Annotated in this window: 22 protein-coding genes; 9 read left to right on the top strand and 13 right to left on the bottom strand. The window is 73.4% G+C overall.

Going from position 1 to position 26,167, the window contains the following annotated elements; all coding sequences use genetic code 11:
* Window positions 1–7 precede the first annotated feature (7 nt).
* The 5 genes from JOD51_RS03460 (at window position 8) to JOD51_RS03440 (ending at window position 6,915) form a co-directional block, all read left to right on the top strand.
* Complete coding sequence (locus JOD51_RS03460) at window positions 8–763, top strand: HAD family hydrolase (RefSeq protein WP_204607050.1); 756 nt, start codon at window positions 8–10, stop codon at window positions 761–763.
* Between the two features lie 110 nt (window positions 764–873).
* Entirely contained in the window at window positions 874–3,051 is a 2,178-nt protein-coding gene (locus tag JOD51_RS03455; RefSeq protein ID WP_259559214.1) for an ArnT family glycosyltransferase, read from the top strand.
* A gap of 54 nt (window positions 3,052–3,105) precedes the next feature.
* On the top strand, window positions 3,106–3,831 hold the full coding sequence (locus tag JOD51_RS03450; RefSeq protein WP_204607048.1) for a response regulator transcription factor: 726 nt from the start codon (window positions 3,106–3,108) through the stop codon (window positions 3,829–3,831).
* Between the two features lie 17 nt (window positions 3,832–3,848).
* A complete protein-coding gene (locus JOD51_RS03445) occupies window positions 3,849–5,426 on the top strand; it encodes a sensor histidine kinase (RefSeq protein WP_204607047.1) in 1,578 nt (525 codons plus the stop codon).
* Between the two features lie 190 nt (window positions 5,427–5,616).
* On the top strand, window positions 5,617–6,915 hold the full coding sequence (locus JOD51_RS03440) for a glycosyltransferase (protein WP_204607046.1): 1,299 nt from the start codon (window positions 5,617–5,619) through the stop codon (window positions 6,913–6,915).
* Between the two features lie 117 nt (window positions 6,916–7,032).
* Here the strand turns inward: JOD51_RS03440 and JOD51_RS03435 are convergent, their stop codons facing one another.
* The 5 genes from JOD51_RS03435 to mvk are packed head-to-tail and all read right to left on the bottom strand — an operon-like array spanning window position 7,033 to window position 12,338.
* A complete protein-coding gene (locus JOD51_RS03435; RefSeq protein ID WP_204607045.1) occupies window positions 7,033–8,205 on the bottom strand; it encodes a hydroxymethylglutaryl-CoA synthase in 1,173 nt (390 codons plus the stop codon).
* Window positions 8,202–9,266 carry a hydroxymethylglutaryl-coenzyme A reductase family protein gene (locus JOD51_RS03430; protein WP_204607044.1) on the bottom strand — a complete coding sequence of 355 codons (1,065 nt, stop codon included), beginning with the start codon at window positions 9,264–9,266 and terminating at the stop codon, window positions 8,202–8,204. The genes JOD51_RS03435 and JOD51_RS03430 overlap by 4 nt, the downstream gene beginning before the upstream one ends.
* Entirely contained in the window at window positions 9,263–10,342 is a 1,080-nt protein-coding gene (locus tag JOD51_RS03425) for a phosphomevalonate kinase (protein WP_204607043.1), read from the bottom strand. Before JOD51_RS03425 ends, JOD51_RS03430 begins: the two co-directional genes overlap by 4 nt.
* Window positions 10,339–11,334, bottom strand: a complete 996-nt coding sequence (gene mvaD, locus JOD51_RS03420) for a diphosphomevalonate decarboxylase (RefSeq protein ID WP_239539760.1) — start codon at window positions 11,332–11,334, stop codon at window positions 10,339–10,341. Before mvaD ends, JOD51_RS03425 begins: the two co-directional genes overlap by 4 nt.
* Window positions 11,334–12,338, bottom strand: a complete 1,005-nt coding sequence (gene mvk, locus JOD51_RS03415) for a mevalonate kinase (protein WP_204607042.1) — start codon at window positions 12,336–12,338, stop codon at window positions 11,334–11,336. The genes mvaD and mvk overlap by 1 nt, the downstream gene beginning before the upstream one ends.
* Window positions 12,339–12,479: 141 nt before the next feature.
* On the opposite strand from mvk, the gene JOD51_RS03410 reads away from it, so the two are divergent.
* From JOD51_RS03410 to JOD51_RS03400, 3 genes are read left to right on the top strand one after another with little or no spacing between them, the layout of a single operon-like run.
* On the top strand, window positions 12,480–12,932 hold the full coding sequence (locus JOD51_RS03410; RefSeq protein ID WP_204607041.1) for a MarR family winged helix-turn-helix transcriptional regulator: 453 nt from the start codon (window positions 12,480–12,482) through the stop codon (window positions 12,930–12,932).
* A gap of 32 nt (window positions 12,933–12,964) precedes the next feature.
* Window positions 12,965–13,387: an organic hydroperoxide resistance protein gene (locus tag JOD51_RS03405; protein ID WP_111074480.1), complete on the top strand. Its 423-nt coding sequence runs from the start codon at window positions 12,965–12,967 to the stop codon at window positions 13,385–13,387.
* Between the two features lie 21 nt (window positions 13,388–13,408).
* Entirely contained in the window at window positions 13,409–14,383 is a 975-nt protein-coding gene (locus JOD51_RS03400) for a zinc-binding dehydrogenase (protein ID WP_204610745.1), read from the top strand.
* A gap of 54 nt (window positions 14,384–14,437) precedes the next feature.
* Here the strand turns inward: JOD51_RS03400 and JOD51_RS03395 are convergent, their stop codons facing one another.
* The 3 genes from JOD51_RS03395 to JOD51_RS03385 all read right to left on the bottom strand — a co-directional run bounded on the left by JOD51_RS03395 (window position 14,438) and on the right by JOD51_RS03385 (window position 18,354).
* Window positions 14,438–16,210 carry a chloride channel protein gene (locus JOD51_RS03395; protein ID WP_204607040.1) on the bottom strand — a complete coding sequence of 591 codons (1,773 nt, stop codon included), beginning with the start codon at window positions 16,208–16,210 and terminating at the stop codon, window positions 14,438–14,440.
* A 65-nt stretch (window positions 16,211–16,275) separates the two neighbouring features.
* The gene (locus JOD51_RS03390; RefSeq protein ID WP_204607039.1) at window positions 16,276–16,740 is read right to left on the bottom strand and encodes a MarR family winged helix-turn-helix transcriptional regulator; all 465 of its coding nucleotides are present in this window, start codon (window positions 16,738–16,740) and stop codon (window positions 16,276–16,278) included.
* A gap of 156 nt (window positions 16,741–16,896) precedes the next feature.
* Window positions 16,897–18,354 (bottom strand): sugar porter family MFS transporter, encoded by a 1,458-nt coding sequence (locus JOD51_RS03385; RefSeq protein ID WP_204607038.1) that lies wholly within the window; start codon window positions 18,352–18,354, stop codon window positions 16,897–16,899.
* 290 nt (window positions 18,355–18,644) lie between these two features.
* Between JOD51_RS03385 and JOD51_RS03380 the strand changes: the two genes are divergently transcribed.
* Complete coding sequence (locus JOD51_RS03380) at window positions 18,645–19,580, top strand: LysM domain-containing protein (protein ID WP_204607037.1); 936 nt, start codon at window positions 18,645–18,647, stop codon at window positions 19,578–19,580.
* A gap of 36 nt (window positions 19,581–19,616) precedes the next feature.
* Here JOD51_RS03380 and JOD51_RS03375 read toward each other — a convergent pair whose 3' ends face one another.
* The 5 genes from JOD51_RS03375 to JOD51_RS03355 form a co-directional block, all read right to left on the bottom strand.
* Complete coding sequence (locus tag JOD51_RS03375) at window positions 19,617–20,168, bottom strand: hypothetical protein (RefSeq protein WP_204607036.1); 552 nt, start codon at window positions 20,166–20,168, stop codon at window positions 19,617–19,619.
* 231 nt (window positions 20,169–20,399) lie between these two features.
* Window positions 20,400–21,302 (bottom strand): NmrA family NAD(P)-binding protein, encoded by a 903-nt coding sequence (locus tag JOD51_RS03370; protein ID WP_204607035.1) that lies wholly within the window; start codon window positions 21,300–21,302, stop codon window positions 20,400–20,402.
* A 10-nt stretch (window positions 21,303–21,312) separates the two neighbouring features.
* Window positions 21,313–22,302, bottom strand: coding sequence for an NAD-dependent epimerase/dehydratase family protein (locus JOD51_RS03365; RefSeq protein ID WP_204607034.1), 990 nt, complete (start codon window positions 22,300–22,302; stop codon window positions 21,313–21,315).
* Window positions 22,299–25,091 (bottom strand): alpha/beta fold hydrolase, encoded by a 2,793-nt coding sequence (locus JOD51_RS03360; RefSeq protein ID WP_259559203.1) that lies wholly within the window; start codon window positions 25,089–25,091, stop codon window positions 22,299–22,301. Before JOD51_RS03360 ends, JOD51_RS03365 begins: the two co-directional genes overlap by 4 nt.
* Window positions 25,088–26,161, bottom strand: coding sequence for a 3-oxoacyl-ACP synthase III (locus JOD51_RS03355; protein ID WP_204610741.1), 1,074 nt, complete (start codon window positions 26,159–26,161; stop codon window positions 25,088–25,090). Before JOD51_RS03355 ends, JOD51_RS03360 begins: the two co-directional genes overlap by 4 nt.
* Window positions 26,162–26,167: the final 6 nt, after the last annotated feature.

The following is a 26,167-nucleotide window of genomic DNA, read 5'->3' as shown; positions in this document are numbered from 1 at the left end:
TGGGCCGATGACGGTCGAGCAGGCGAGCACCCCGGTCCTCGCGTTCTTCGACGTGGACAACACCCTCATCCACGGCGCGAGCGCGTTCCACCTGGTCCGCGGACTCCGTGCGGCCGGACTGATCACCATGCGCGACATCGTCAGCGCCGGGTGGAAGCACGCGCGCTTCAAGGTCCGGGGCGAGAACGACCGGCACCTGGCCTCCGCCCAGACCCGCGGGCTCGAGGTCATCACCGGCATCACCGTCGCCGACATGGCGAAGCTGTCCGACGACGTCTACCTGCGCCACACCGAGTCGACGGTCTGGCCGGAGACCGCCGCGCTGGCGCAGGAGCACCTGGCGAAGGGCCACCAGGTGTGGCTCGTCACCGCGACGCCGACGTTCCTGGCCGAGGTGATCGCCCGCAGCCTCGGGCTGACCGGAGCCCTCGGCAGCGTGTTCGAGACCAGCGAGGGCGCCTACACGGGCCGGCTCGAGGGGGCGTTCCTGCACGGTGAGCACAAGGCCGTCGCCGCACGGAAGCTCCTGGCCGAGACCGGCGCCGACCCCGCTGCGTGCTGGGCGTACTCCGATTCGCGCCACGACATCCCGCTGCTCTCGCTGGTCGGGAACCCCGTCGTGGTGAACCCGGACCAGGGACTCGCGGCGCACGCCCGCGCCGCCGGCTGGCCGTCGATGCGGATGCAGCGGGCGAGCCTCCGGGAGGCGCGTCGTCGCGTCCGCCGGCAGGGTTCGACCGCAGGCGGCACCCCCACCGCCTGACGCGGCCCGGCTCCGATCCGTGGCCGGTCTTAGGCGGTCCACAGGAGACGCATCGGCCGGGTCGACCCCCGACGGCGATGCTCGCTGCCATGACCACCTACCCGGTACCCGTGACCGATCGTCGCGACCGCGCGCGCAGTGACGCGCCGGTCCGACGTCGCCCGCCCCTCGCTCGCCTGTTCCTCGGCGAGCGCGAGGACGCCCGCTGGCTGCGGCCGGCGTTCTGGGCGCTCCTCGCCCTCACCGCCGTGCTGTACCTCTGGGACCTCAGTGTCTCCGGCTACGCCAACAGCTTCTACGCCGCCGCCGTGCAGGCCGGCACGAAGTCGTGGACGGCGTTCTTCTTCGGCTCGCTCGACTCGTCGAACTTCATCACGGTCGACAAGCCCCCGGCGTCGCTGTGGGTGATGGTGCTGTCGGCGCGGCTGTTCGGCTTCTCGAGCACCAGCCTGCTGCTCCCCCAGGCGCTGATGGCCGTCGGGACCGTCGCGCTGGTCTGGGGCACGGTCCGCCGCACCCTGGCGCGGCTGGGATCGACCACCGCGGGGGTCGGCGCGCTGCTCGCGGGCCTCGTCGTCGCGGCGACCCCGGCGGCGGCACTGATGTTCCGCTTCGACAACCCGGACGCCCTGCTCGTGTTCCTCATGACCGCCGGGGCGTACGCGACCGTGCGGGCCCTGCCGCGGGGCAGCTGGCGGTGGATCGCCCTGGCCGGGGTCGCGCTCGGGTTCGCGTTCCTGACGAAGATGCTGCAGGGGCTGCTCGTGCTGCCGGCGTTCGGCCTGGTGTACCTGGTCGCTGCGCGGACCTCGTGGCCGCGGCGCATCGTCGGGCTGCTCATCGGCGCGGTGTCGCTCGTCGTCGCGGCCGGCTGGTGGGTCCTCGCCGTCGCGCTGTGGCCGGCGGACGCCCGACCGTACATCGGCGGGTCGACGAACGACACGGTGCTCGACCTGGTCTTCGGGTACAACGGGCTCGGCCGGATCTTCGGCGGCTCGGGCAACGGCGGCGGCGGTGGCATGGCCGGCGGCACCGCGGGCTCGTCCTTCGGCGGGTCGACCGGGCTGAACCGCCTGTTCTCGTCCGAGATGGGCCTCGAGATCTCGTGGCTCCTGCCCGCCGCGCTCATCGCCCTCGTCCTCGGCCTGGTGGTCGTCGGCCGGCGGCACCTCGCCGACCCCGCACGCGCCGGACTCGTCCTCTGGGGCGGTTGGCTGCTCGTCACCGGGCTGGTCTTCTCGTACATGTCCGGCACGATCCACCCGTACTACACGGTCGCACTCACCCCCGCGATCGCCGGACTCGTCGGGACCGGCGGCGCCCTCCTCTGGCACGCCCGACACCGCGTGACCGGCCGGCTGGGCCTCGCCGCGATGACCGGCGCCACCGCGGTCTGGAGCTGGTGCCTGCTCGGCGAGAACCCCGACTGGCTGCCCTGGCTGCGGTGGCTGGTCCTGGTCGGCGGACTGGTCTCGACCGCGCTCATCGTGGTCGGCAGCGTCCCCCGGCTGCGTCGCCTCGTCGCCGTCGGCGTCCTCGTCGGCACCCTGTCCGGCCTCGCCGGCACCACCGCGTACGCGGTCGTCACGACCACGGTCGCGCACTCCGGTTCGATCCCGAGCGTCGGTCCGTCCGGCACCTCCGGCGGCACGGGCGGCATGCCGGGAGGCGCGAACGGCCCCGGCGGATCGGCCACCGGCACCGGGGACGAACGTTCCGACAGCAGCGGCTCGGGCGCGCAGGGCGGTCCCGGCGGGACCCCGCCGTCGGGCACCGACGGCGGCCAGCCGCCGGCGATGCCGGACGGGACCAGCGGAGGTGGGACCACTGGAGGCGGGACCACCGGTGACGGGACCAGCGAGTCGGGGTCGGGGACGAGCCTCCCGTCCGACAGCAGCGACGGCGGCTCCCGGACCGGCGGTGCCATGGGCGGCGGCGCCTCGACGTCCTCGGCGCTCGAGGCGCTGCTCCGCTCGACCGACACCACCTGGTCCGCCGCGGTCGGCGGCTCCCAGTCCGCCGCGCAGCTGGAACTCGACACCGACACCGCCGTGATGGCCATCGGCGGCTGGTCGAGCGACCCCACCCCCACCCTGGCGGAGTTCCAGGCGGACGTGGCGGCCGGCAAGATCGGCTACTACATCGCCTCGGGCACCGGTGGCGGGATGGGGGGTCGCACGGGTGGTGGCTCGTCCACCGCGAGCGCCATCGCGGAGTGGGTCGCGGCGAACTACGACGCGACGACCGTCGGCGGGCAGACCGTCTACGACCTCGGCGCGGCGGGGTAGCCGGCCGTGCACGACGACCAGGACACGGACGGGACCGTGGGTAGGCTCGCCCCCGTGGCAGGCACCCCGCTCGCACGCACCGACGGCACACCCGTCCGTGTCCTCGTCGTCGACGACGAGCACGCCCTGGCCGAGGCGGTCGGGCTGGCGTTCGCCGCCGACGGGTGGGCCGTGCAGACCGTCCACCGGGGTCGGGACGTGCTCTTCGCCGCCCGCGCGGGACAGCCCGACGTCATCGTCCTCGACGTGATGCTGCCGGACATCGACGGCTTCACCGTGCTCGACCGGCTCCGGGACGCCCGCGACGACGTCCGGGTGCTGTTCCTCACCGCCCGGGACGCCGCCGAGGACCGGCTCGCCGGACTCACCCGGGGCGGCGACGACTACCTGACGAAGCCGTTCGGCATCGACGAACTCGTCGCCCGGGCACGGATCCTCGCCCGGACCTCGGCCCGGGTCGCGGCCACCGCGGCGGCGGACACCGCGGTCGTGGTCGGGGACCTCCGGCTCGACGAGGAGACCCGCACCGTCAGCCGCGGGGACGACCCGATCGACCTCACCCCGACCGAGTACGAACTGCTGCGGCACCTGGCCCGGAACGCCAACCGGGTGCTGTCGCGCGAGCACCTGCTGGCGCACGTGTGGGGCATGGACTTCGGGTCGTCGTCGAACCTCGTGGACATGTACGTGTCGTACCTGCGGAAGAAGGTCGACGCCGGACGCGAGCCGCTGATCCACACCGTCCGCGGAGCCGGGTACGTGCTCCGGCCGTCCCCGTGAGCGGGCGGAGGCGTCGGGTGCCGTCGCTGCGGTGGCGGATCGTCGCCGCCGTCGCCCTGCTGCTCGTCGCGACCAACGTCGTGGTCGGCGCGGTGACCGTCGTCGCGTACCGGGGGTACCTGGTCGAGCGGCTCGACGCAGAGCTGGCGACGGCCGCCGGTCGCGTGGTCGGCGGACCGCCGGGCGGGATGCGGGGCGGGTTCCCGACGCGGGCATCGTCCGCGTCCGGGTCGTCGTCGGGGTCGTCCTCGTCCGGGTCGTCGTCTTCGTCGCCGCCGCCGTCTTCGTCGGGATCGTCGTCGTCCGCCGCGCCCGATCCGGACAACACCGTCATCGGCGCGCCGGGCCAGTCCGCCGGCACGGTGGTCGCGATCTACCGGGACGGCGACGCGCTCCTCGGCGGGTACACCGACGCGCGCGGCCGACAGCACACGTTGACCGCCGCGCAGGAGCGGACCCTCGCCGCCCTCGACCCCACCGGGCAGCCGGTCACGACGAGCCTCGGCACGCTCGGGCCCTTCCGCGCGCAGGCCGTCGGCTCGGACGGGGACGTCTTCGTCACGGCGCTGCCGCTCGGCGACCTCGACGCGTCGATCAGTCGGCTGCTGCTCGTCATCGCGGCGGTCACCCTCGTCGGGCTGCTCGTCGCCTGCTGGGCCGGCGCACTGCTCGTCCGTCGCTCCCTGCGGCCGCTCGAGCACGTCGCCGCGGTGGCGTCGAGCGTCACCACCCTCGACCTCGACCGCGGTGACCCCGACATCGCCGCCCGGGTCGCGGACTCCGACCTCGCTGCGAACCGCGAGGTCGGTCAGGTCGGCACCGCACTCAACCGGCTGCTCGGACACGTCGCCCGTGCCCTGACCGTCCGCCGCGACGCCGAGGCCGGCATGCGGACCTTCGTCGCCGACGCCTCCCACGAGCTCCGCACCCCGATCGCCACCGTCCGCGCCTACGCCGAGCTGACCGGGCACACCGACGACCCCGCCGAGGTCCGGCGGAACGTCGACCGGATCGGCACCGAGGCCCGCCGGATGGGCGACCTGGTCGAGGAGCTCCTGCTGCTGGCCCGGCTCGACGCTGCGGCGGTCGCCGGGGTCCCGCGCGCCGACACCACGGACCCCGACGACCCGGTCCCGCACCCCTCCGCGCAGCCGGTGGACCTGACGTCGATCGTCGTCGAGGCGACGATGGACGCCCGCACCACCGCCCCCGGCCACCGGTGGACGCTGCAGGTCGACGACGACCCCGTCGTGCTCGACGGCGACGCCGGAGCCCTCCGCCGGGTGGTCACGAACCTGCTGACGAACGCCCGGACCCACACGCCCACCGGGACCGCGGTCGTGGTGTCCCTCCGCCGGGCCGCGGACGCGGTGCAGTTCGTCGTCGCCAACGACGGCCCGCCGATCCCCGCCGAGGCGCTGCCGACGCTGTTCGACCGGTTCACCCGCGGGGCGGCCTCACGCTCCCGCGAGCACGGCACGAGCGGGTTGGGCCTGGCGATCGTCCGCGCCGTGGTGGAGGCCGAGGGCGGCACGGTCCACGTCGTCTCGGACCAGGCGCGGACCGCCTTCACGGTCACCCTGCCCCTCCTCTGAGCGGAGTGGGGCAGCGCCCGGAAACGCGCGAAACCCGAGCGCCACAACCGTCCGGATGGGTCTCGGGTCCACTTCTCGAAGCTCAACGCAACGAGCAACCTGACCCTAGCACCCCCGGAATGTGACACACCACCCGTTCTTACCCGCACCACAGCGCCCTGCTCCGGCCCGCACTGCCCCGCTGCCGAGCATGATCCGCATGACGGAGACGAACCCCACCCTCGACATCGACATCGTCGTCCCGTGCCACGACGAGCAGGACACCCTCGCCGCGCACGTCCGACGGCTGCACGCCTTCTGCACGACGTCACTGCACCACTCGTGGCGCATCACGATCGCCGACAACGCCTCGACCGACGACACCGCCCGCATCGCCGACGACCTGGCCGCGATGCTGCCCGGCGTCCACGCGGTGCACCTGCCGCTGAAGGGCCGCGGCCGCGCGCTGAAGGCCGTGTGGGGAGCGTCCCCGGCCCGGGTGCTCGTGTACGTCGACGAGGACCTCTCGACGGACCTCGCCGCCCTGGGACCCCTGGTCGCCCCGCTGCTGTCCGGCCACTCGGACCTGGCGATCGGGACCCGGTTGGCCGGCACCTCCCGCGTGGTCCGGGGCAGCAAGCGCGAGTTCATCTCCCGCTCGTACAACGCGCTGCTCCGGACGACGATGGGAGTGGCCTTCTCGGACGCGCAGTGCGGGTTCAAGGCCGTCACCGCCGAGGCCGCACACCACCTGCTGCCGCTCTGCGAGGACGACGCCTGGTTCTTCGACACCGAGATGCTCGTCCTGGCCGAGCACGCCGGCCTCCGCATCCACGAGGTCCCGGTCGACTGGGTGGACGACGTCAACTCGTCCGTGCACATCGCCTCGACCGCGACCGAGGACCTGCGGGGCATGTGGCGGGTCTCCCGCGGTCTGGCCACGGGTCGGGTGCCGATCGCGCCGGTGTACGAGGCGATCGGCCGCCGCCCCTTCACCCCGGCGCACCTCGGGCTCGGCGGCCAGGTGCTCCGGTTCGGCGCGGTCGGCGTGCTGTCGACGATCGCCTTCGCCCTGCTCTACGCCCTGTTCCGCCCGGCGATCGGCGCGCAGTCCGCGGACTTCCTCGCCCTGCTGCTCACCGCGGTCGGCAACACGGCACTGAACCGCCGGTTCACCTTCGGGGTGCGCGGTCGAGCCGGTTCGGGCCGGCACCAGGTGCAGGGGCTCGTGGTGTTCGCGATCGCCTGGGCGATGACCTCCGGCTCGCTCGTGGTACTGCACGCGGTCGCCCCGGGTTCGACGCACACGGCCGAGATCGCGGTGCTCACGGGCGCGAACCTGGTGGCCACGGTGGTCCGGTTCGTCCTCTTCAAGGCGTGGGTGTTCCACTCCGGCCGGCGCCACCCGGTCCGGACCGACGCGACGCCGACGGACGAGGCGAGCACGGCCTCCGAGCCGGTCCCCCTGGACCGTCGGGCCAGCGCCGCGAGTCGCGCGGACAACCGGTGACCCGCCCCGGGGAGCCGGTCACGGGCCTCCCGGGACGACGCCGAGCACAGGCGACGCGGCCGGGCCGGGCACCCCGGTCAGGCGACAGCCGCCCCGGTCAGACGCCGGACGCCCCGGTCAGGCGGCGGTCGCCTCGTAGTGGCGTGCACCACCGGACACCCCGGCGAACCGGAACGGTGCCGTGGTGACGCGGGGGCGCTCGACGTCCTCGCTCGTGGCCGCGCCGGCGGCGTGCAGCTCGCGGTACACCTCGACCGACAGCGGTACCCGCGCGGCGAGCAGCTCGTGCACCCGGCCGGTACGGCGGTGCTGCTGGTACTCGGGACGGACGACGCCGGTCATCAGCTCACCGACGCTGCCCGAGCCGTAGCTGAACATGCCGATGCGGGCGCCGGCCAGGTCGTCGTCCAGGTCGAGCAGCGCCCCGAGGGCGATCCAGAGCGACGCCGTGTACGTGTTGCCGGTCTGCCGGTTGTACGTGAAGCCGATCGCGAGTTCGGTCTCCTCGAACGGCACACCCACGTGCTGGGCGAGCTTCCGGTGCGCCTTGATCGCCATCTTCGTGAACGGCTGGTGGTGGACGAAGCGGTCGATCGCCTCGATGCCGGGGCCACCGCGCGATGCCAGGTCGTCCCAGGCGCCGATGAACGAGTCGACGTAGGCGGTGACGGACAGGCGGCCGTCGACGAGCGCGGTCGAGCGGTCGTTGGGCCGCCAGAAGTCGTCGACGTCGGCGGTGAACAGCCCGGACTGCGGCTCGAGTTCGATCAGGTCGGGGTCGGCGGCGATGAGCATCGCGACCGCTCCGGCACCCTGCGTCGGCTCGGCGGCGGTCTCGACGTCGTAGCGGGCGACGTCGGCGGCGATGACGAGCACCCGCTCGCTCGGGTCGCGGGCGATGATGCCGAGGGCCATCTGCACCGCCGCGGTCCCGCCGTAGCAGGCCTGCTTCAGCTCGACGACGCGGACGTTGCGCGGCAGGCCGAGCAGCCCGTGCACGTACACACCGGCGGCCTTCGACTGGTCGACGCCGGACTCGGTGGCGAACAGCACCGTGCGGATGCCGTCGACGCCGTGGCGGTCGATCACCTGCTTCGCGGCGGCGGCGCCCATCGTGACGATGTCCTCGTCGGGGGCGGGGACACTGAAGGCGTCCTGGCCGATGCCGACGTGGTACTTCGCGGGGTCCACGCCGTTGGCGGCAGCGAGGTCGTCGAGGTCGAGCACGTGGTGCCCCGTCGCGATGGCGAGGTCGTGGATGCCCAGTGCGAGTGGGTGCTGGGCGGTCATGCCGAAGCTCCTTCAGGTCGGTGGCCGCGGCGTTCCATCGCGACGTGGGCTGCCATCAGCTCGCCCGGGTTCGTCTGGGCGGCGAGCAGCGAGAGTTCCCCGCACAGCACGGTGGCGGCGCAGAGTGCGGCCAGGCGGCGGGCGTTGGCACCGGGCTCGCGGTCCTCCCGGCAGCCGAGGCGCACCAGGGCGTCCTCGACGACGGGCAGGTCGTTGCCCTTGCCGTTGCCGACGGTGCCGACGATCAGGTGCGGCAGCGAGCACGAGAAGTACAGGTCGTCGCCGCGGGCCTGGGCGAGCGTGATGCCCTGCGAGCCCTCGACGATGTTGGCGGCGTCCTGCCCGGTGGCCAGGTAGAAGCCGAGCAGCATGTTGGCGTAGTGCGCGTTCGCGGACCGCAGGGCTCCGGCGATGGTCGAGCCGACCAGGTTCTTCGCGGTGTTGAGCTCGACGATCCGCTCGGTCGAGGACCGCAGGCGCTTCTCGACGACCTCGCCCGGGATCACGATCTCGGCGATGGTGTTGCGCCCGCGCCCACGGATGCCGTTCACCGCGGTGGCCTTCTTGTCGGAGCAGAAGTTGCCCGAGATCGACACGTAGCGGAGCTCGGGCTCCCAGGCCAGGATCGCCGGCAGCAGCGTGTCCGCCGCCTGGGTCACCATGTTGTGGCCGGAGGCGTCACCCGTCGTGAAGGCGAAGCGCAGGAACAGCAGGTCCCCGACGATCTCCGGGTGCACCTCGATGAGCTTCGCGAACCGGCTCTGCCCGACGACGATCGTCTCGAGTTCGTCCTGGCGGGCCAGGATCCGACCGGCGGAGAGGTGCGCGGCGGCCGCACTGGCGGCACGGACGACGACGGAGCGGGTCATCCGCTCGTCGACGACGGTCGAGACGATGCCGCCCTCGATCATCCGCGAGATCCGGGCGCCACGACCGACGGAGGGCCAGAGCGGCGACTCGTAGGTGGCGAGGGGCACCTCGTGCTCGCCCTCGACGGCGTTGCCGCTGACGCGGATCGGCCCGACCCACTTCGTCGGGATCGGGGTCTGCAGGACGCTCATCGCGTGGTCCCTTCCTCGGGTTGCACCGCGACGCTGAGGTGCCTGATGTCGTGCGCCTCCCAGGCGCGGAGGATCTCGGCGTCGTCGCCGTCCGTGGGGACGAGCGCGATGCCGCAGTCGCCGCCGCCGGCGCCGGAGGGCTTCGCGGCCCCGCCGGCGGCCTCGACGACGTCGCACAGGGTCGCGAGCCGCGGGGTCTCGATCTGCGAGCCGACGGACGTGCCGAGGCCCTGCAGCAGGCCGCGTGCGCGACGGAGCGCGGCGAGCGTCCGGTCGGCGTCGCCGGTCCGGAGGCCCGTGGTCAGGTCGTCGACGCAGGCCCGGCTGGCGTCGAGGAACGCCGCGTAGTCGCCGTCGCGGTGTCGGCGCACGACGCCGACGAGCTTGGTGGTGGACGCCGGGGACCCGGTCCACCCGACCAGGAGGCGCAGGTCGGCCGGTGCGGGCAGGTGCTCGACGTCGAAGCCGGCCCACGCCTGTTCGTCGTCGAGGATCGCGGAGACCGAGCGCTCGTCGAGCAGGCCGGCCAGGGCCTCCCGGTCGGGCGCGCTGTACCGGAGCCAACCGCCGAACGTGCTGGCCGCCAGGTCGCCGCCGGACGCACGCGGGGCGACCCGGATCGTGGCGAGCAACGCCACCATGAAGCGCCGGCGCTGCGAGAGCCCGAGGCCGTAGAAGCGGTCGAGGGCACCGACGGTCGCGACGGTCACCGCGGCCGAGGACCCCAGGCCGAACTTCCGGCCGCTGGCGTCGTCGAGCTGGCTCTCGATGCGCAGGTCGTGGAAGCGCGGTGCGATGCCGAGTTCGGCGCGGAGCTTCTCGACCAGGTCGATCGTCGCCATCACGTAGTCGTAGGGGTGGTGCTCACGGTCGAGCGCCAGGCCGTCCTCGGCACGGGTCCAGGTCAGCGGGAGGTTGCCGTACTCCTGGGAGTGCACGCTGCCGGCGCCGTGTCCCTCGGTGACCCGGGCGGTGATCGCCCGGTCGAGGGCGATGAGCACCGACGGCTGTCCGGGCTCGACGACGGCGTACTCGCCCGCCACGAACAGCTTGCCGTGGGCTCGGAACTCGATCACCTGATGCTCTCCTCTGCCTCGGGGTTCTCCCCCGTGCCTTCGGAGCGGAGCAGGCGTGCGGCTGGTCCGGTGCCGGACTCGATGACCGCACCCTGGCCGTCGAGCGCCGTCGCCACCCGGGCCCGGTCCTCCGGTCGGCAGAGCACGACGACGTTCGGGCCGGCGTCCGCGGTGGCGTACGCCTCGAGCCCGTCGGCGCGCATCGCGGCGACGGCGTCGAACACGGCGACGCTGCGGCTGTTCAGGTAGCGGATCGGCGGGAAGGCGCCCTCGATCGTGGCGTGCATGCGGAGCGCGTTGCTCTCGGTGAGCTCGCCGATCCGGGTGAAGTCGCCCGCGGCGCACGCGGCGAGCATGTCGTCCACGGTGACGGTGGTCGAGGTCACCCACGCCGGGTAGAACGGCGACGTCGCGATGGTGCGGCGCATCGCCTCGCGCGAGCCGATCTCCTTCGGGCCGTCGTTGATCGTGACGACCACCATGGCCATCGGCGGCGCGGGGACGGTCTCGGCGAACGAGGCCTGGTCGTCGCCGGCGTGCCAGACGGACACCCCGCCGGGGATCGATCGCGTGGCCGAACCGGAACCGCGTCGGGCGAGTCGGGACAGGTCACGTGCGGACAGGTCCAGGCCGTAGGCGTCGGCCGCCGCGACGGCGAGTGCGGCGAAGCCCGAGGCGCTCGAGGCCAGCCCGGCGCCGGTGGGCACGGTGTTCTCCGAGACCACGGCGGCGCGGGCGTCGGAGCCGGCCAGGTCGCGGACCAGGTCCAGGAAGCGCTCGACCCGCACCAGTGCACCGTCGTCGACGACGCGGCCGTTCAGGGTGAAGGCGTCCTGTTCCCCCTGGTCGAGCAGGGTGACGGCGGTCGTGGTGGGGAAGACGTCGAGGCCCATCGAGACGCTGCCGGTGGCGGGCAGCGCGAGGTCGGCGTCTGCCTTGCCCCAGTACTTCACGAGCGCGATGTTGGGGTGCGCGACGGCGGTGGAGGTCATCAGGCGCGGGCTCCGATCGAGGTGGTCCAGGTGGCGGTCGCCCCGGCGCTCCGCAGTGCGGTCGCGATGCGGGCGGCGTGCTCGTCGTCGGCGGCGAGCGCCAGGACGCATCCGCCGCGGCCACCGCCGGTGAGCTTCGCGCCGAGGGCGTCCGCGCTGCGTGCGGCACCGACGAGCCGGTCGAGGTCGCCGCTCGACACGTCGAGGGTGGTGAGCAGTTCGTGCGCGGCGTCCATGGTGGCACCGAGGCCCTGGGCGTCGCCGTCCACGAGTGTGCCACGGGCGGTCCGGGCGAGTCCGCCGATGCGCTCCACGACGGCGTCGACCATCTGGGGGGCGCGGTCGTGGCGTTCGCGGACGGCGGCGACGGCGGCGCGGGTGTGGCCCGGGACGCCGGTGTCGGCGACGACGAAGACGAACCGGCCGGTGACCTGCACGGGCTCGATGACGCCGGCGGCGAACCAGACGGGTTCGGTGGCGACGACCCCGCGGGCGTCGAGTCCGGAGGGGCGGCCGTGCGCGACGCGCTCGCACTCCTGGATGAGCTCGTGGTGGGTGTCGGTGTCGAGCGCGACACCGAACACGTCGGCGACGGCGGCGGTGACGGCAGCGGCGACGGCGGCGCTGGAACCCATGCCCCGGGCGGTCGGGACCTGGCTGTCGACCAGGACGTGCAGTGGCAGGTCCGCGGCGGCCGGGTGTCCGGTCTGCGCCAGGTGCCGGAGCGTCGCGGTGACGGCGGTGACGGTGGGCAGCACGGCGGCGGGTGCGTTGCCGAGCGGTCCGGTGTGGACCGTCGACTCCAGCGTCGGCTCCGCGCCGGCCGGCAGCGGCGTCGCGGTGGCGGTCACGCGGACGTCGGTCACCGGCAGGACGAGGGCGGGTGCGCCGTAGACCACGGCGTGTTCGCCGATCAGGATCGTCTTGCCGTGGGACGCCGAGGAGCCGACTCGCGGGATCGCTGTGGTCGTCGTCGGTGCGGAGGCTGCGTGGTTGCTGGTCATCTTCGGTCCGGCCAGCCTAACCGGCCCCGACGACACCCGTCCCGCCGTGCGCTGACGGCACATCGCCGTCGTGCACCCTGGACCCTGGGCATCCGGTGAACTGAGTTGTGCGCAACCCGGTCGCGTGCAACAGTGGTGGACATGCCCGTGACCGACGAGATGGTGTGCTTCTCCCTCTACGCAGCGACCCGGGCGACCACCCAGGCGTACCGCTCGATGCTCGAGCCGTGGGGCCTCACCTACCCGCAGTACCTGGTCCTCGTGACCCTGTGGGTCGAGGGCGACCAGACCGTCTCGAGCCTGGGCGAACACCTGCAGCTCGACTCCGGCACGCTCTCCCCGCTCCTCAAGCGCATGGAGCAGGCCGATCTGGTCCGCCGCGAGCGCCGCAGCACCGACGAGCGTGTCGTCACCGTCACCACCGGCGACCGCGGACGCGCCCTGCGCACCGAACTCGCCCACGTCCCGGCGCGTATCGCCGCGGGCACCGGCTTGACCGACGAGCAGTCGGCCGTCGAACTCATCGCGACCCTGCAGCACCTCACCGAGGCGATGCACCGAGCGGCGGCCGCCCCCGCCCCGGTCGCGGACTGACCACACAGACCCCACGAAGGAAGGAACCCCACATGGACGTCCTCTACACCGCAGAAGCCCTGTCCACCGGCGAAGGCCGCAACGGCAAGGTCCAGACCAGCGACGGCACGTTCGAGCTGGACATGGCCATCCCCAAGGAGATGGGCGGCTCCGGCGCCGGCGCCAACCCCGAGCAGCTCTTCGCCGCCGGCTACGCCGCGTGCTTCCACTCCGCCCTGCAGGGCGTCGCCCGCTCGCAGAAGGTCAAGGTCGCCGACTCCTCCGTCGGCGGTCGCGTCCAGATCGGCCCGAACGGCCAGGGCGGCTTCCAGCTCGCCGTCATGCTCGAGGTCGTCATCCCGGGCATGGACCACGACCAGGCCCAGGCCCTCGCGGACGCCGCCCACCAGGTGTGCCCGTACTCGAACGCGACGCGCGGCAACATCGACGTCACGATCACCGTCTCGGAGGACTGAACCATGGCAGACCAGAACACGATGCGCGCCGTCGTCCACCCGCAGTTCGGCGAGCCCGCCGACGTCCTGACCGTCGACCAGCGCCCCGTCCCCACCCCGGGCGCCGGCCAGGTCCTCGTCCGGACCGTGCTCTCCCCGATCCACAACCACGACCTGTGGACCATCCGCGGCACCTACGGCTTCAAGCCCGAGCTGCCCGCGCAGTCCGGCACCGAGGCCCTCGGCGTCGTCGAGTCCCTGGGCGAGGGCGTCACGAACCTCACCGTCGGCCAGCGCGTCGCCGGTGGCACGTTCGGCGTCTGGGCCGAGTACTACGTCGCCGACGCCGCCGGGCTCATCCCGGTGCCGGACGCGATGCCCGACGAGTCCGCCGCCCAGCTCGTCTCGATGCCGTTCAGCGCGATCAGCCTGCTGCACTCGCTCGACCTGCACGAGGGTGACTGGATCATCCAGAACGCCGCCAACGGTGCGGTCGGCCGCATGGTCGCCCAGCTCGGTGCCGCCCGCGGCATCAACGTCATCGGCCTGGTGCGTCGCGCCGCCGGTGTCGAGGAACTCCGCGCACAGGGCGTCGAGCGCATCGTCGCCACCGACGCGGACGACTGGCAGGACCAGGTCACCGCGATCACCGGTGGCGCCCCGATCGTCGCCGGCGTCGAGTCCGTCGGTGGCCCGGCAGCGGGCGACATCGCCTCGGTGCTGGGCGAGAACGCCACGCTCGTCGTCTTCGGCGCGATGGCCTCCCCCACGCTCGAGATCCCGTCCGGCAAGGTCATCTTCGGCCAGCTGACCGTCAAGGGCTTCTGGGGCAGCGTCGTCAGCCGCACCATGCCGGCCGAGACGAAGCAGCAGCTCTTCGGCGAGCTCATCACGCGCGTGCTCGACGGGTCGCTCACGCTCCCCGTGTCCGAGACGTTCGCGTTCGAGGACGCCCGTGACGCCGCCCGCGCGAGCGACACCGCGGGTCGCGTCGGCAAGGTGCTCCTGCGCCCGTAGCGCGACCAGTGCACAGACGGGAGGCCCGTGGCGGATCCGCCACGGGCCTCCCGTCTACGTCGTGGACGGCACCAGGGCACGCAGCGCGTCGGCCGGGCCGAGCCACCCGACCGGCCGGCCGGACCCGTCGACGACGGGCAGGCCGCTGGTCTCGGTGGCACCCACCACCTCGGGGACGACGTCCCGCAGCAGCGCGGTCGTCGGGACCGCGCGCACGTCCGCGACCACGTCGGTGGCCGGACGGGACGCGAAGTCCTGGTCACCGAGCACGGCGTCACCGACGGAGCGGGCCGACACGACGCCCACGAACGCCCCGTCGGTGTCGACGAGCACGACGGGGTCCCCGTCGTGGTCCTCGAGCACCTCGAGGGCCTGCGCCGCCGACGCTCCGGACGACAGCACCGGGCCGAGTGCCCGCGCCGAACCACCCGCCGTGGCGTCGGCCAGCGACGGCGCCGCTCCGGCCGAGTCCGTCAGGTCGACCCCGCGTCGGCTGAGCTTCAGCGTGTAGATGGTGTCCCGCGACAGCACCTTCGACACGGCGGTGGCGATGACGACCGCGACGACGATCGGCAGCAGCAGGGCGGTGTCCCCGGTCAGCTCGAACAGCATGATCCCGGCGGTGATCGGCGCCCGCGTCGACCCGGCGAACACCGCGGCCATCCCGACCACCGCGAAGGCCCCGACCTGGCCGCGCATCGCCGGGTCGATCATCGCGACGACCTCACCGAAGCCCGCTCCCGCCATGGCACCGACGAACAGCGACGGCGCGAACACCCCGCCGGACCCCCCGATGCCGAGCGTCAGCGACGTCGCGAGCACCTTCCCCACGACCAGCACCGCCAGGAACCCGATCGCGTACTGCCCGGCGACACCCCGTTCGAGCACCGGGTAGCCGACGCCGTACAGCTGCGGGAGCGCGAGCAGCAGGGCGCCGAGCACCACTCCACCGACGACCGGGCGCAGCCACTCCGGACCACGCGACGCCGCCCACATCAGGTCGCAGGCGTCCTCGACCAGGTACAGCACCCGGGTGAAGCCGATGCCGATCATTCCGGCGAGCAGCCCGAGCGCCGCGAAGAGCAGGTACTCGGGCGGCGTGACGGCCCCGATCGACGGCAGGTGCAGGAACGCCGTGTCACCGAACGCCGCGCGTCCGATCAGTGCCGCGGTGACGCTCGCGATCGCCACCGCGCCGAACGACGTGGGCGTGAAGTCGCGGAGCAGGAGCTCGAGGGCGAAGAACACCCCGGCGACGGGCGCGTTGAACGTCGCGGAGATGCCGCCCGCAGCGCCGCAGGCCACCAGGGTCCGCAGCCGGACCTCGGGCATCCGCATCCACCGCCCGATCGTCGACCCGAGCGCGGAACCGATCTGGATGATGGGCCCCTCGCGCCCGACCGATCCGCCGGCGCCGATGCAGATCGCACTGGCCAGGGCCTTCACCACCGCGACACTCCCCCGGATGCGCCCGCCGTTCCGCGCGATGGCGAACATCACCTCGGGGACGCCGTGGCCGCGTGCCTCAGGGGCGAAGCGCTGGATGAGGGGGCCGTAGAGCAGCCCGCCGACCGCCGGCGCGAGCACGACGAACCCGGCACCGAGCCACGGCACCCAGGGGTTCGCCGGGTGCCCGGTCACGGCCGAGTAGTCCGCGTGCCCGCTGAACACGAGCGTCGCGTGCTCGATCAGCCAGCGGAACACGACAGCGGCGAGCCCCGCTCCGGCGCCGATGACGAGCGCGGGCAGGGCGAGTCGCACGGCGGCCCCGCCGAACCGGGTGCTCGCGATGTGCAGGTGGCGACGGGGTGCGACGGGTGCGGACACGGTCCTCCAGAGTTGGTTGCATGAACACAACGATTGTAGGCATGCAACAACATGGAGGAGTGGACTCAGCCGCCGAACACCGAGATCTCTTCGGGCAGCGGTTCGTTCATCGCCCGCCGCAGCGCCGCCATCCCCGCGACCACCGCGGCGCGCTGGTCGGCGGGTACACGCGCGAGCGCCTCCGCGAGCTCCTGCCGTCGCCGGGCAGTCACCTCGTCGACCAGGACGTGACCGCGTTCGGTCGCCGCGATGCGGACCTCGCGCCGGCTCCCCTCGCCCGGCCGACGCTCCACCCAACCGCCCGACACCAGTCGGTCGACGTTGCGGGTGAGCGTCGAGGGGCCGACAGCCAGTCGCTCCGCCAGGTCGCCCGACCGGGTGGGGCCCAGCGTCACGACCAGGACGATGAGCCGGAACTGCGCGACCGTGACGTCCTCGAGCGCGGGGCCGAGGGACCGGGCGACCACCCCGAGCAGGCCCCGCGATGCGGCGAGCAGCTCGTCGGTCCCCTCGGGTGCGGCGTCACTCATGCGTCCATCCTGTCCGACGGACGGGCGCGCCCGCTCAGCGGCGACGCGGAGCGTCGCGCGGGCGCGCCGACCGAGCCTGCGAGGGAGGCCCGGTGCCAGCTGGCACCGGGCCTCCCGTCAGTCACCCGCTCGCGACGCGACCGGCGGTCGCCTGCGTCAGGCGCGACGACCGTGCTTGTCGACCGTGAAGATGTTGCCGGTGGTGACGCCCTCTTCGACCTCTTCGAGGGTGCGGCCGCGGCTCTCCGGCACGAACTTCCAGATGAAGAGCAGGGCCAGCAGGCCGACGATACCGAAGCCGAAGAACGTGCCGGTGATGCCGGTCGCGGCGACGATCGTCGGGAAGTACAGCCCCAGGAAGGCGTTCGCGATCCACAGGCAGAACACCGAGATGCCCATGCCGAGTGCCCGGATCTGCGTCGGGAAGATCTCGGACAGGACGACCCAGACGGCGATGTTGAGGAAGGTCTGCATCGACCCGACGAACGCGACGACGAGGAACAGGATCACCCAGGGGCGGGCCGGGTTGCCGTCGGGCAGGGCGACCGAGGCGATGCCGATGAGGAAGTGGCAGACCGTGGTCAGCGAGAACCCGATGATCAGCGTGGTCCGGCGGTTGATGCGCTCCATGTTCGCGATCGCGATGACGCCACCGATGACGGCGATGACCCCGGGGGCGATGTTGGCGATCAGGGCGGCGGACGCCTTGAACCCGGACTCGATCAGGACCGTCTGGCCGTAGTACATGATCGAGTTGATGCCGGTGAGCTGCTGCGCCACACCGAGGCCGGCACCGATGAGCACGATCCGGATCAGCCACTTGTTGCCGAGCAGGGTGCGCCAGCCGCTCTCGTGCTGGATCTGCGCCTCGAGCTCGTTGCTGCGCTTGATGTCCTCGATCTCGGCCTCGGCACGGTCGTCGGAGCGGATCTGGCGCAGGACGTCGAGCGCCTCGGCGTTGCGCCCCTTCGACGCGAGCCACCGGGGCGACTCCGGCACCCGGAGCATGCCGACGAAGAGCGCGATCGCGGGCAGGGCGCAGACGGCGAGCATGACGCGCCAGACGCCGTGGCCCTCACCCCACAGGCTGCCGATGACCGCGTTCACCAGGAAGGCGGCAAGCTGGCCGATGACGATCATCAGCTCGTTGCGGCCGGACAGGGACCCGCGGATCTCGTACGGGGCCAGTTCGGCCAGGAACACCGGGACGACCGTCGACGCGCCGCCGACCGCCAGGCCGAGGAGCACACGACCGACGACGATCACGCCGAAGGTCGGGGCGAACACGCACGCCAGGGTGCCGACGAAGAACGTCACCGCCAGCACCAGGATCGTCTTGCGTCGGCCCCAGCCGTCGGCGATGCGGCCGCCGAGCATGGCACCGATCGCGGCACCGAAGAGCAGGGAGCTGGTGACGACCCCCTCGGTGAAGTTCGTCAGGCCGAGCTCGATGGTCATCGGCCGCAGGGCGCCGTTGATCACCCCGGTGTCGTAGCCGAAGAGCAGCCCGCCGAAGGTGGCGACCAGCGCCAGCATCCCGAGGCGTCGCTGGTGGGGACCGGCGCCGTTCGGGGGCAGGGCGACGGTCGGTGCTGCCGGTTTGATGTCGACCATGTCGGTGACTCCTTCGTCCGTGATCGCGCGTCATCGCGTGGGAGTGATCGTGACCCAGAAACTTTGTCCTGTCAACCGGACAACATGTCGTATTGCGACTTGGACCGGTCCATGAAAGCCCTGGTCAGCATCGGAGCGGTCCACTGTCCATCGCGGGCGTGCACTCGCGGAGTGGACCGTCTCTGATCTTCCCACTCCGCCGACACGGCCGACGCCGTAGGCTCTCCGGGTCAGAAGACGACGATCCATCACGCACGAGGCGGATCGCAGCGGACGAGCGCAGGGGGACCATGCACCACGGGGACGGATTCCAGGGGAAACGACGACGACTGACGACAGCGCTCGCGCTCGCCGTCGTCGTCACGACCGCCACGGCCGGGTGCTCGCTGCTCCGCGGCCCGGACGAGTTCCCCGCGCCGGTCCGGAGCACCGCCAGCACCGCCCCCGCCACCCCCGAGGCCGACCCGAGCGCCAGCGCCGAGGCCCGCCGCGTCGCGGAGTCCGCCTCGCCCCGCACCCCGACCGCCGTCCCGACCGAGGCCGCCGCCCCCGACCCCACGGTCTCGCCGATCCCCGTCGGCAGTGTCCTCAGCGAAGCGGACGTCGTCACGCCGAAGGGCAGCGTGCGGTTCCACTACCGGGTCGTCGTCGGCACCGACGGCACCCCGACCGCGCAGTGGACGAGCTTCACCTCGACCCTGCCGGTGCCGGTCGCGACCACGTTCCTCGAGACGCCGCCCGCGGTCGGCGACGGCATCACCTGGCACGGGGTGGGAGACACGACGCTCGGCGGCCCGGGAGCCGCGGCAGCGCCCGCGGCGACGGCGCTCGACCCCGGCCGCGCGGACCCGTCCTGGCTCGGCGCGATCGTCATCTACTCGGCGGCGACCTCGGCCAGCCCGGACCTGCCCGTCGAGATCGGCCCCGGCAAGGTGCTCGCCGTGCAGCCCGTCCGGTGGTCGGTGCCGGCCCGAACGACCAACGTGCACCCGGTCGACGGCGGTGCCCAGCCGAACGCCACTGGCCGGTCCAGCAGCGACGGCTCGACCGACGGCGCCCCGACCGCCTACCGGATCGCGTCGGAGGACCTCATCGGCTCGGTCGCCGCTCGCTTCGGGCTGTCGGTGAAGGACCTGGTCTGGCTCAACCCGGACGTCACCGTCTACGGCGACCAGCAGTACCTGTACGAGGACACGGTCCTCAACCTGGACCCCTACCGGCGGTAGTGCAGCCCCGTCCCGGCAGCGGGATGCCTGCCGGTCTCAGCGATCGGTGGTGTCGGAGGTCTCGGTGACGTCGTCCGGCAGGTCCAGTTCGACCGACTCGGCGCGCTCGACCGGTCCGGCGTCCAGGACGTCGCCGATCGCCGACATACCGGCACCGTGGTCGGTGTAGCGGCGGACCGTCCGTCGTGCGGCAGCCCGAGCCGCTCCGGTCAACCGCTCGTTGCGGCGGGCGGCGTCGGCGACCCGGCCCGCGTGCCCGGCGGTGGAGAGCAGCACGTTCGCGAAGGCACGGGCGTCGCCCTGCTCCGGGATGCCCGTGACCGTCCACGCGCTCCGCACCTGTGCGTCCGGCGTCACCCCGCGGCGGGTGCCCATCCGGCGCCAGTCCGACAGCGCACCCTCGGTGCGGTCGGCGGCACGGTCCGACTCGGCGGCACGCTCAGCGTCCGCGGACCGGCGGCGCTCGGGTGCGGGCGCGGCCGAGGCGGCCTCGGCACGGTCGCGTGCGGCGGTGTCGTCACCGCCCGCGGCGGCGATGCGTGCGGCGTGGGCCGCTGCTGCGGCCGCGAGGATCTCGGAACGGTCCATGCGACGACGGTACCCCGGACGACCGACGTGGTGCGGGCCTCCCGGGCGGTGGGACCCCCCGCCGGACGCGAGACGCCGCCACATCGTCGAGACGCCGCTCCGTCGTCGAGACGCCGCCACATCCGGCGGTGTCTCGGCCACGCGGCGGTGTCTCGGCCGCTCGGCGGCGTCTCGGCCACTCGGCGGTGTCTGGCCCACTCGACCCCGCCGCGGCGGCGCGACGCCGTCTCGTCAGTCGGTACCGAGGTGCGCCGCCACCACGTCCCGCACCGACGTCCACTCGTGCGGGCCGTAGCGGTCGTTGCGGACGTGGCGCAGCTCGGCCTCGCCGCTGAACATGCTGACGAAGTACTGCATCCCCTGCCAGGCCGGGAAGGTCTCGTCCTCGGTCGACGACAGCCGCCGCCCTGTGCGCGCCATCGCGGACAGGAGGCCCGTGGTACCGGCCCACTGCAACCGGAACGTCCGCCCCGTCAGCCGTGACATCGTGGCCGCCAGTTCCCGCGAGGTCACCCGGTCCCCCGCCACCTCGACGACCCGCGGGGCGTCGGTGTCGAGCGCCACGTGCGCTGTGACCCAGGCGACGTCGTCCTTCGTGGTGAAGTCGAGCACCTGGTCGGGCGAGGACCAGAACAGCACGCGCTGCCGGTCGAACAGCACCAGCGGCGCCTGCCCGGTGAGCATGTCGGCGAAGGCACCGTTCAGCACCGAGGTCGCCCGGATCGACGCGGCGTCGACGTCGGCGGCGAACTCGCGGCGGAGCTCGAAGTTCCGGTTCGTGCCCGGCGTGACCGAACGGTAGTCGGCGGCGTAGTCGGACGGCACGAACCGCGGCACACCGGCGTCGACTGCGGCCGCGAGCAGGGCCCGCTGCGCGTCGACGATGACCGAGCGGGTGCCGCTGACGGCCGAGACGACGACCTCGACACCCTCGAGTGCCCGGAGCAGCGCAGCCCGGTCGGTGTAGTCGGCGACGACGACCTCGACCCGGTCCTGGTCGGCGAACTGCTCGGACGCCCGGCTCGATCCCCCGCGGGTGAGGACGCGCACGTGCGTGTCGTGGAGCAGGAGTTCACGGACGATGCGCGAACCGAGGTCACCGGTCGCACCGGCGACGAGCACAGAGGTGGTCATGTCCACCACGCTACGGACGGCGGATGTGCCCGTCCGCATCGGCCGCGGCGGCGAGCGCGCGCAGCCCCTCGTCGATCGACACCGACGGCGCCCACTCCAGGTCCGCACGGGTCCGACGCTGGTCGAACCAGTGCGCCGTCGAGAGCTGTTCGGCGAGGAACCGGGTCATCGGCGGCTCGTCGGTGCCCGGACGGACGCGCCAGAGGGCCTCGATCGCGGACCCGGCGACCCGGGCGAGCGCGGCGGGCACGTGCCGACGAGGTGCGGGGACGCCGGAGGCCGTGCAGATCCCGGCGAGGAGCTCGGCGACCGGACGGGGCTCCCCGTTCGTGACGACGTAGGCCCGGCCGTGGACGTCCTCGGCGCGGTGCAGCGCGGCGACCATCGCGGTGGCGGCGTTGTCGACGTAGCAGGTGTCGATCAGGGCGGCGCCGGAGTCCAGGACCGGCAGGCGTCCGCTCCGGGCACGGTCGACGATGCGCCCGACGAGCTGCTCGTCACCCGGACCCCACACCAGGTGCGGGCGGACGGCGACGACCGCGAAGCCGGGGGCGTCGGCGGCCAGGGCCAGGCGTTCGGCGGCGGCCTTCGTCCGGGCGTAGTCGCCGCGGGCGGTCTCCGGGGATGCCGGGGTGGCGTCGTCGCCGGCGATCGACGCCCCGGTGTGGGCGACGGAGGGCGACGAGACGAACACGAAGCGCGTGGCTCCGGCGGCGCGGGCGGCAGCGAGCAGGTCGCGCGTCCCGTCGACGTTGACGCGCTCGAACTCGGCGGGGTCACCCGCCAGCGACACCTTGGCGGCCAGGTGCACGACCGCCTGGACACCGTCGACCGCCGAACGGACCGCTGCCGGGTCGGTCATCGTGCCGAGCAGGTCCGTGACGCCGTCGACCCGGGAGGGGCGCCGCTGGAACGTCCGGACCTCGTGCCCGGCGTCCCGGACGGCAGCGGCGACCGCGCGGCCGAGGAAGCCGCTCGCACCGGTGACCAGGACCCTCACGGGCGGGTCATCCGTCCCCCGGCGAGCACCGACGACGCCCAGCGGGAGAGCCGTGCCCGGTCGACCTTGGAGTTGTGCCGGATGTCCGTCGGCAGCACCGGCACCACGAGGACCGCCGCGACCGGGACCCCGGCGGCGACGCGCACCGCGGCGGCCAGGTCGGGGTCCGCCAGGCCGGGGCGACGGACGGCCGGGACGGTCTCGACGACGACGACGACCTGCTGCGTGCCGGCGGGGCCGATACCCGCGATGCCGACACGGCCGATGCCGTCCACCCGTTCGATGCGCTGTTCGGGACCGACCGGTGTGACCACGCTGCCCGGGGTCGTGACGACGTGCTGCATGCGACCCTCGACCCAGAGCTGGCCGGAGGCGTCGAGGTGCCCGACGTCGCCGGTGCGGTGGCCGCGCGGGTCGCTGACGCCGAGGCGCGAGGCACGGTCGGTCCGCCAGAGCCGGTCGTAGTGGTCGCGCACGTGCGGGGCGACGACGACGATCTCGCCGGTGACGTCCGGCGTCTCGGTGAGCGCTCCGGTCGCGCGGCCGTCATCGTCGAGCGGGGCGATCCGCACCTGCACCGACGCAGCCGGTCGGCCGACGCAGATGCCCTCGGACCCGGACGTCCCGGCAGCGCGGACGCCGTCCAGGTCGACGTCCGTCATGAGCAGTCCCTCGGTCATGCCGTACGGGGTGTGCGCACTGGCGTTCGGCATCAGCTCGGTCGCCGCAGTGAGCAACGCCGCCGACACCGGGGCGCCGGCGGACAGGAACAGCCGCACGCGGCCGAGGGCCCGCCGGTCGTCGTCGGTGAGCGCGGCGGCGGTCGCGACGACGTTCGCCAGCGCCGCCGGCGAGAGGAACACCACGGTGGCGTCGGCCGCGACGACGGCGTCCGCGACCGCACGGGCGGTCAGTGTCCGGGGCGCGGTGACGTCCATGTCGGGGGCGACCGAGCGTGCTCCGAGGGCAGGTCCGAGGAGCGCGAACGGGGCGAAGCCCGCCACCAGTCCGGTGCCGACACCGACGTCGTACTGGCCGGCGAGGGCGTCCCGCACCGCGCCGAGCTGCCCGTGCGTGTAGACGACGCCCTTCGCCGGGCCGGTCGACCCGGAGGTGAACAGCACCGCGGCCGGGGCGTCGGCGGCGGGAGCGTCCGGCAGCGCGGAACCGGCGGCCAGACGTACGGCACCGCGACGGGCGACGGCGGCCAGGGTGTGCTCGACGCGCAGTGCCCGACGAGCGGGGGCGGGCAGCGCCACGGTCGCGATCCGGCGTCCGGGCCAGCCGAGCGCGCGTGCGGCGGCGAGGCCCGGCAGCGCGCCGATGATCCAGTCCGGGCGGGCGCCACGGACGGCTCGCGTCAGGCCACCGAGCCCGAGTCCCGCGTCCGCGACCACGACGACCGCGCCGATCCGCACGCACGCGTACAGCGCGGCGGTCAGGTCGGCGCCAGGGGTCACCAGGAGCGACACGCGGTCGCCGTGCCGGACGCCGAGGTCGAGCAGTCCGGCGGCGACCTCGTCGATGCGTCGGGTGAGCAGACGCCAGGTGATCGTGCGGGTCCCGCCGGGTGCGGCCATCTCGACCAGGGCTGGCTCGTCGCTGTCGCGGAGCTCGGTCAGGTGTGTCCAGAGCGGGCGGTGGGCGGGCCCGTCAGCGTCGCCGGTGGGCTCGGCGACGTCGGTGCGCTCGGTGACGTCGGTGCGCTCGGTGACGTTGGTGCGCTCGGTGTCGGTCCGCAGGTCCGGTCCAGCCGGGAGGCCCGGTCCGGCCTGGGTGGGCACGGTGCCGTGCGGCAGGTGGTCGCCGAGCCAGTCGAACACCGTCCCGGCGACGTCGGCGTCGTCCGGCAGCAGGTGACCGGCGCCCTCGAAGCGGTGCACGTCGGCCTGCGGCAGCCGGGCGGCGAGGTCGTCGAGGTAGCGCTCGAGGAACACCGGGTCGCGCGGCCCCCAGAGGAGCAGGGCCGGGACCCGCAGTGCGGCCACACCGGTCGCGATGCGGTCGAGTTCGGCCGCGCTCGGGTGCGCCGAGTCGACGGGGATGTCCGCGACGAACCCACCGACCGCACCACGTCGGGCAGCGCCGCGGTACGGCGCCCGGTAGGCGTCGGCGGTGGCTCGGTCGAGCTTCGGGTGCGCGATCGCCAGAGTGGTCTCGATGAAGGCCGGGGTGACGACGGTGGCCCGACCGAGCAGCTGCGGGCGGAGCGCCAGCCGGAGCGGTGCCGGGATCGGGACGTCCGCGGGCTGGTGCACGGCGGTGTTGCAGGTCGTCACCGCGACCACGAGGTCCGGGTGGTCGACGGCCCACCCGAGGGAGACGACACCACCCCAGTCGTGGCCGAGCGTGACGACGGGACCCGTGAGTCCGAGCTCGTCGGTCAGTCTGCCGAGCTCGGCGACCCGGTCGGCCAGGCGGTGGTCGACGCCGGTGCGCTCCGAGAAGCCCATGCCGAGCTGGTCGACGGCGACGACGCGCCACGCCGGACCGCCGGCCGCGGCGACCGCCAGGGACTGCGCGACGACCGAGCGCCACAGGTAGGACCAGGTCGGGTTGCCGTGCACGCAGAGCAGCGTGCCGACGGGCTCGACGCCGAGTGCGGTCAGGGACGCGGCCGTGTCGAGGAGGTGCCAGGTGCGCGCGGGGCGAGCCGGGCCTCCCGAGCTGTCCGACGGCGTCCCCGGGACCGTGACCAGGCGGGACCAGGCCGGGTCGAGTCCGGGCAGGGGCGGCGGGAGCGTCGCCGGAGCCGTGCTCACGGCGGCGCGGGGCAACCGCGCTGTCACCAGTGCAGTTCCATCATCGCCGTGTTGATGCCCGAGCCGACACCGCCGAGGAACACGCGGTCGCCGGGGCGGATCGAGCCGCGGGCGACCTCGTCCGCCAGGGTGATCGGGATCGACGCGGGGCCGACGTTGCCGAAGCGCTCGTACGTGGTGGGGACCTTGTCGCGCGGCACGCCGATCGCGGCGACGAACGCGTTGGTGTGCACGTCGGAGACCTGGTGCAGCACGTACCGGTCCATGTCGGTCCAGTCGAAGTGGGCGCGCGCCTCGTTCCAGGCGGCGACGACGAGCTCCATGCCGCCCTTGAGCAGCATCTTCGCGTCCGTGAACATGCCGTCGACGCTGCCGACGCACAGGTCGTACCACTGGGTCGCCGCGCGGGTGACGCCGCCGACGATGCGGTGACCGGTCGGGTGCAGGTCCGCCGGACCGAGCACGGCCGCGGCGGCACCGGAGCCGAGCGTCAGGCTGGCGAACTCGCTCATGAAGTCCTTGCGGTTCCGGCCGCCCTGGTTCAGGCGGTCGATGGTGTTGAGCTGCACCTGGTCCGCGTCCTCGCCGTCGACGACCAAGGCGTACTTGATCTGCCCGGAGTCGATCATGCCGGCGGCGACGCTCATGGCGTTGACGAAGCCCAGGCAGGCGTTCGCGATGTCGAAGTTGATCGCCGAGGTCGGCAGGCCCAGCCCGTGGTGCAGCCGGACGGCAACCGAGGGCTCGAGGTGCGGACGGGTCACCGAGGTGTTGATGAGCAGACCGACGTCCTCGGGCTCGATGCCCGCGGCAGCCATCGCGCGGCGGCCGGCGTCGATCGCAGCGTCCTGGAAGGACTGGTTCTCACCCCAGTTGCGGCGCTCCCGCACGCCGGCGACGCGCTCGAGCAGTCCCATCGGCAGACGCAGGCGGCGGAGCACACCGCCGAGCTTCTCCTCGATGTCCGCGGAGGTGGTCACGCGGTCCGCGACGGTCGTCTCGACGGCCAGGACTGCGGCGTTGCGGAAGCGGACGGTCGCGTTGCCGGGTCGCTCCGTCTCGGCGCTCGGGGTGTCCTGCTGAGGCCGCTCGGTCATGATCGT

Origin of the sequence: Curtobacterium herbarum, from assembly GCF_016907335.1 — a bacterium.
Lineage (GTDB): Bacteria > Actinomycetota > Actinomycetes > Actinomycetales > Microbacteriaceae > Curtobacterium > Curtobacterium herbarum.
The sequence above is the reverse complement of the archived record's forward strand: the minus strand, read 5'-3'. Positions and strand labels throughout refer to the sequence as shown.

Bases quoted from the DNA above. Each gene is read 5' to 3' on its own strand.
- JOD51_RS03390 (WP_204607039.1), bottom strand. From the start codon at position 16,740: ATGAGTGACGCCGCACCCGAGGGGACCGACGAGCTGCTCGCCGCATCG.
- JOD51_RS03375 (WP_204607036.1), bottom strand. From the start codon at position 20,168: ATGGACCGTTCCGAGATCCTCGCGGCCGCAGCAGCGGCCCACGCCGCA.
- JOD51_RS03370 (WP_204607035.1), bottom strand. From the start codon at position 21,302: ATGACCACCTCTGTGCTCGTCGCCGGTGCGACCGGTGACCTCGGTTCG.
- JOD51_RS03460 (WP_204607050.1), top strand. From the start codon at position 8: ATGACGGTCGAGCAGGCGAGCACCCCGGTCCTCGCGTTCTTCGACGTG.
- JOD51_RS03380 (WP_204607037.1), top strand. From the start codon at position 18,645: ATGCACCACGGGGACGGATTCCAGGGGAAACGACGACGACTGACGACA.
- JOD51_RS03385 (WP_204607038.1), bottom strand. From the start codon at position 18,354: ATGGTCGACATCAAACCGGCAGCACCGACCGTCGCCCTGCCCCCGAAC.
- JOD51_RS03355 (WP_204610741.1), bottom strand. From the start codon at position 26,161: ATGACCGAGCGGCCTCAGCAGGACACCCCGAGCGCCGAGACGGAGCGA.
- JOD51_RS03400 (WP_204610745.1), top strand. From the start codon at position 13,409: ATGCGCGCCGTCGTCCACCCGCAGTTCGGCGAGCCCGCCGACGTCCTG.
- mvk (WP_204607042.1), bottom strand. From the start codon at position 12,338: ATGACCAGCAACCACGCAGCCTCCGCACCGACGACGACCACAGCGATC.
- JOD51_RS03430 (WP_204607044.1), bottom strand. From the start codon at position 9,266: ATGAGCGTCCTGCAGACCCCGATCCCGACGAAGTGGGTCGGGCCGATC.
- JOD51_RS03435 (WP_204607045.1), bottom strand. From the start codon at position 8,205: ATGACCGCCCAGCACCCACTCGCACTGGGCATCCACGACCTCGCCATC.
- JOD51_RS03410 (WP_204607041.1), top strand. From the start codon at position 12,480: ATGCCCGTGACCGACGAGATGGTGTGCTTCTCCCTCTACGCAGCGACC.
- JOD51_RS03405 (WP_111074480.1), top strand. From the start codon at position 12,965: ATGGACGTCCTCTACACCGCAGAAGCCCTGTCCACCGGCGAAGGCCGC.
- mvaD (WP_239539760.1), bottom strand. From the start codon at position 11,334: ATGACCTCCACCGCCGTCGCGCACCCCAACATCGCGCTCGTGAAGTAC.
- JOD51_RS03440 (WP_204607046.1), top strand. From the start codon at position 5,617: ATGATCCGCATGACGGAGACGAACCCCACCCTCGACATCGACATCGTC.